This is a genomic window from Streptomyces sp. 150FB (assembly GCF_000818195.1).
GTDB lineage: Bacteria > Actinomycetota > Actinomycetes > Streptomycetales > Streptomycetaceae > Streptomyces.
Genome location: NZ_JTHL01000001.1, coordinates 6,648,211 through 6,652,544 on the forward strand (window position 1 = coordinate 6,648,211; position 4,334 = coordinate 6,652,544).

A 4,334-nucleotide genomic window follows, 5' to 3' on the forward strand; every position below is an offset into this window, starting at 1 on the left:
CCCCAGCGCGCGCCCCAGCGCGCGGTCCCCGCCCCCGCCGCGCCCCGCCGCGCCCGCTTTTGCCTCAGTCATGGCCCAATGAATATGAACCTTCTACGATGGTTTCATGAACGCTCGCCCCTACCGCTCCTCCGTCCGTGAACAGGCGGCCGCGCTGACCCGTACGACCGTCCTCGACGCGGCCGAGAACCTGTTCGCGGAGCACGGCTACGCGCGGATCACCGTCGCCCGCGTGGCCGAGGTGGCGGACGTGGCGGCCAACACGGTCTACGCGGTCTTCGGCAGCAAGCCCGCCCTGGTCGCCGCGTTGATGGAGCGCGGCGCCGCCGAGCCGGCCGTCGCCCGGACCCTGCTCGCGATGAACGAGGTGACCGACCCCGCCGAGATCGTCCGGCTCGCCGCTGCGGGTACGGGGGAGACCGTGCGCCGTCACGTACGCGCCATGGGCGTGCTGTACGACAACGAGACCGCCGACCCGGTGATCGCCGACGCCGCCCGTCGCGCCGACACCTTGCAGCGGGACCGGCTCGGCCAGGTCGCGGGACGGCTGCTCCAGCTCGGCGCGCTCAGGGACGGCATCGGCCTGACGGAGGCCACGGACGTCCTCTGGTACTACCTGAGCCAGTTCTCCTGGCGGCGGCTGCGGCGCATGGGCTGGGAGTGGAAGCGGTGCGAGGACTGGCTCGCCGACCAGGTGGTCATGACCCTGCTCGCGCCGGGGCCGGGCGGCACGTCCGGCGGCACATCCGGCACATCCGGCACATCGGGCGACACGCCGGGCGGCCGAAACTGAGCGGAGGGTATTCAGTGGAGTACTACCATAGTCAATATGCGCATACTCTTCTCCAGCACGCCGGCCCACGGACACCTGCTGCCGCAGCTCCCGCTGGCCCGCGCCTTCCGTGAGCGCGGCGACGAGGTGGCCGTACTGACCGCCGCCGGGCTCGCTCCCGTCCTCGCCCCCGAAGGCATCGAACTGCTCCCCGCCGGACCGATGCCCGACGTCCTGCTGGCCGAGGTCGCGAACCGCACCGGTGTGGACGTCGCCGGCGACCCGACCCCGGAGGGCGTCGCCGAGTTCTTCGCCGGTGTACGTATCGACCTCGGCGGGGACGAGGCGCTGGCCGCCGCCAAGGGCTGGGCGCCCGACCTGATCGTCAGTGAGGTGTGCGACTACATCGGACCGCTGGTCGCCGCCGACCTCGACGTCCCGCTGGCGACCCTCGCCTACGGACCCGCCCTGCCGCCCGAGTTCGCCGACGGCCTCGCGGCGACGGCGGCGAGCCGCTACGCGTCGCGCGGCCTCACCCCGCGCCCCGCCTCCTGGTATCTGGACACCTGCCCGGACGGCATGCAGTGGGACAACTGGCAGGCCCCCGAAGGGCGGCTGCCGATGCGCTCCGAGCCGCACCGCGGCGCACCCACCACCCCGGCGAACACCGGCAACGGGGAAGCCGGAGAAGCCGGAGGAGCCGGGAAAGCAGGAGCAGCCGCGCGTACCGGCGTACCGCAGGTGCTCGTCACCTTCGGTACGGTCTTCTCGGCGCCCGAGGTGCTCAACCCCGTCCTGCGTGAACTCGCCGCCGCCGGTTACGACTTGCGGGTCACCCTCGGACTCACCGCCTCGGCCTCGGACTTCGACGTCGACAGCGAGCACGTGACCTTCCTCGGTTTCACCCCGCTCGACGAACTGCTGCGCGACATCGACCTGGTGGTCGCGCACGGCGGTGCCGGCACCACGTTCGGCACGCTCGCCGCCGGCATCCCGATGGTGATAGCGCCGCAGGGCGCCGACCAGTTCATGCAGGCCGACCGGGTGTCGGCGGCCGGCGCCGGCCTCGCGCTCGTGTCGGGCACCCCCACCCCGGAGGGTGTGGCCAAGTCCGCCGCCGCGGTGCTGGCCGACCCGTCCTTCGCCGCCGGGGCCCGCGTGATCGCCGCCCAGATCGCCGCGATGCCCGCGCCCGCCGAGGTCGCCGAGCAGCTCGCCACAGCCCTGGCCGCGTCCTGAACGGCCAGGGAGGGAAGGCGAAGTGGCGGCTGCGCACCCTGCTCCGGCGGCGCGACGGCCGCAGGCGGCCGGGAGGCTACCACCGGAGCGTGACGTGGTCCGTCACCTGGAGTGTCGGGGGCGTCAGACCGGCCGCAGCCAGATCGTGGCCAGTGGAGGCAGTGTCAACCGAATGCTCGCAGCCCGCCCGTGGGAGGCGACCGGCTCGGCCTTCAGATGGTCGGCGTTGAGTACGCCGCTGCCGCCGTACCGCAGGGCGTCCGTGTTGAGCACCTCGGTCCAGGCGCCGTACGCGTCGGGCACGCCGAGCCGGTAGTCGTGGCGCACCACCGGGGAGAAGTGCGAGACCGCGAGCAGGGGTGAGCCGGCGGCGTCGTGGCGCAGGAAGGCGAAGACGTTGTCCTCGCCCGCGTCGCCGTCCACCCACGAGAATCCCTCGGGCACGGTGTCCCGCTCCCAGAGCGAAGGGGTGGCGGCGTACACCGTGTTCAGGTCGCGGACCAGGTCCCGTACGCCCCGGTGGTCCGCTGCGGCGCCGTACGACGGGTCGAGCAGCCACCAGTCGGGGCCATGGCCCTCCGACCACTCCGCGCCCTGCGCGAACTCCTGCCCCATGAAGAGCAGTTGCTTGCCGGGGTGCGCCCACATGAAGCCGAGATACGCGCGTTCGTCGGCGCGCTGCTGCCACCAGTCGCCGGGCATCTTGGAGACCAGGGCGCCCTTGCCGTGCACGACTTCGTCGTGGGAGATCGGCAACACGTAGTTCTCGCTGTACGCGTAGACCATGGAGAAGGTCATCTCGCCGTGGTGGTACTTGCGGTGGACCGGCTCCTTGGCCATGTAGTCCAGCGAGTCGTGCATCCAGCCCATGTTCCACTTCAGGCCGAATCCGAGACCGCCGAAGCCGTCGGGCCCGACGACATGGGTGGCGCGGGTGACGCCGTTCCACGCGGTGGACTCCTCGGCGATGGTCACCACACCCGGACAGCGGCGGTAGACCGTCGCGTTCATCTCCTGGAGGAAGGCGACGGCGTCATGGTTCTCCCGGCCGCCGTACTCGTTCGGTGTCCACTGCCCCGCCTCGCGCGAGTAGTCGAGGTAGAGCATCGAGGCGACGGCGTCGACCCGCAGCCCGTCGATGTGGAACTCCTCGCACCAGTACACGGCGTTGGCGACCAGGAAGTTACGCACCTCGGTGCGGCCGTAGTCGAATTCGAGCGTGCCCCAGTCGGGGTGCTCGGCGCGCAGCGGGTCCGCGGGCTCGTACAGCGGCCGGCCGTCGAAGTTGGCGAGCGCCCACTCGTCCTTGGGGAAGTGCGCGGGCACCCAGTCGACGATCACCCCGATGCCGGCCCGGTGCAGCGCGTCGACGAGGAAGCGGAAGTCGTCCGGGGTGCCGAGGCGGGACGTCGGCGCGTAGAAACCGGTGACCTGATAGCCCCACGAGCCGCCGAAGGGATGCTCGGCGACCGGCATCAGCTCCACATGCGTGAAGCCCAGATCGCTGACGTACGCCGGGAGTTGAGTCGCGAGCTGACGGTACGTCAGTCCAGGGCGCCAGGAGGCGAGATGGATCTCGTACACCGAGAACGGCGCCTCGTGCACCGGGCGGTCGGCGCGGTGCGCGAGCCACTCGCCGTCCTCCCACTCGTGGTGCGACTCGGTGACGACGGACGCCGTGGCCGGCGGCACTTCCGTACGCCGGGCCATCGGGTCGGCCCGCACGGTGTGCGTGCCGTCGGGCCGGCAGATGTCGAACTTGTACAGCGCGCCGTCGCCGATCCCCGGCGCGAACAGCTCCCACACACCGGTGCCGCCCAGCGAGCGCATCGGCAGCGCGGTGCCGTCCCAGTAGTTGAAGTCACCGGTGACCCTCACCCCCCGGGCGTTCGGCGCCCATACGGTGAAGCGCGTGCCGGCCACCCCCTGATGCGTCATGGGCCGCGCGCCCAGCGCCTTCCACAGCTCCTCGTGCCTGCCCTCGCCGATCAGGTGCAGGTCGAGATCGCCCAGCGCGGGCAGGAAGCTGTACGGGTCGGAGGTCTCGACCTCGTCGACACCCGGGGCGTCGCCGTAGCGCACGAGATGCGTGTACGCGGAGGGCACCGCGCGCAGCGGCAGCACCCCCGAGAAGAAACCGTCCCCGTCGTCCCTCAGCTCGGTCCGCAGCTCCCCGGTGATCACGGCGACCGTGCGCGCGAAGGGGTGCAGCGCGCGGAAGAGCACACCGTCGGCCACGGGGTGCGCCCCCAGCACGCCGTGCGGGTCGTGGTGCGAGCCCGAGAGCAGCCGCTCCCGGTCCCCGCCGTCGAGCGGCGGCGCC

At 71.9% G+C, this 4,334-nt stretch carries 3 protein-coding genes; 2 read left to right on the forward strand and 1 reads right to left on the reverse strand.

Annotation, left to right across the window (positions count from 1 at the left end):
- The first annotated feature begins 106 nt into the window (after positions 1-106).
- Together QR77_RS42440 and QR77_RS28840 are read left to right on the forward strand one after the other, a co-directional pair.
- On the forward strand, positions 107-793 hold the full coding sequence (locus QR77_RS42440) for a TetR/AcrR family transcriptional regulator (RefSeq protein WP_052489125.1): 687 nt from the start codon (positions 107-109) through the stop codon (positions 791-793).
- 36 nt (positions 794-829) lie between these two features.
- Complete coding sequence (locus QR77_RS28840) at positions 830-2,011, forward strand: glycosyltransferase (protein ID WP_040024951.1); 1,182 nt, start codon at positions 830-832, stop codon at positions 2,009-2,011.
- A 123-nt stretch (positions 2,012-2,134) separates the two neighbouring features.
- Here the strand turns inward: QR77_RS28840 and glgB are convergent.
- Positions 2,135-4,334: 1,4-alpha-glucan branching enzyme (gene glgB / locus QR77_RS28845; RefSeq protein WP_040024952.1), on the reverse strand; the 2,200-nt coding region annotated here is incomplete at its 5' end.

Excerpts from the sequence above, each read along its gene's own strand:
- QR77_RS42440 (WP_052489125.1), top strand. The coding sequence starts at position 107 with ATGAACGCTCGCCCCTACCGCTCCTCCGTCCGTGAACAGGCGGCCGCG.
- QR77_RS28840 (WP_040024951.1), top strand. The coding sequence starts at position 830 with ATGCGCATACTCTTCTCCAGCACGCCGGCCCACGGACACCTGCTGCCG.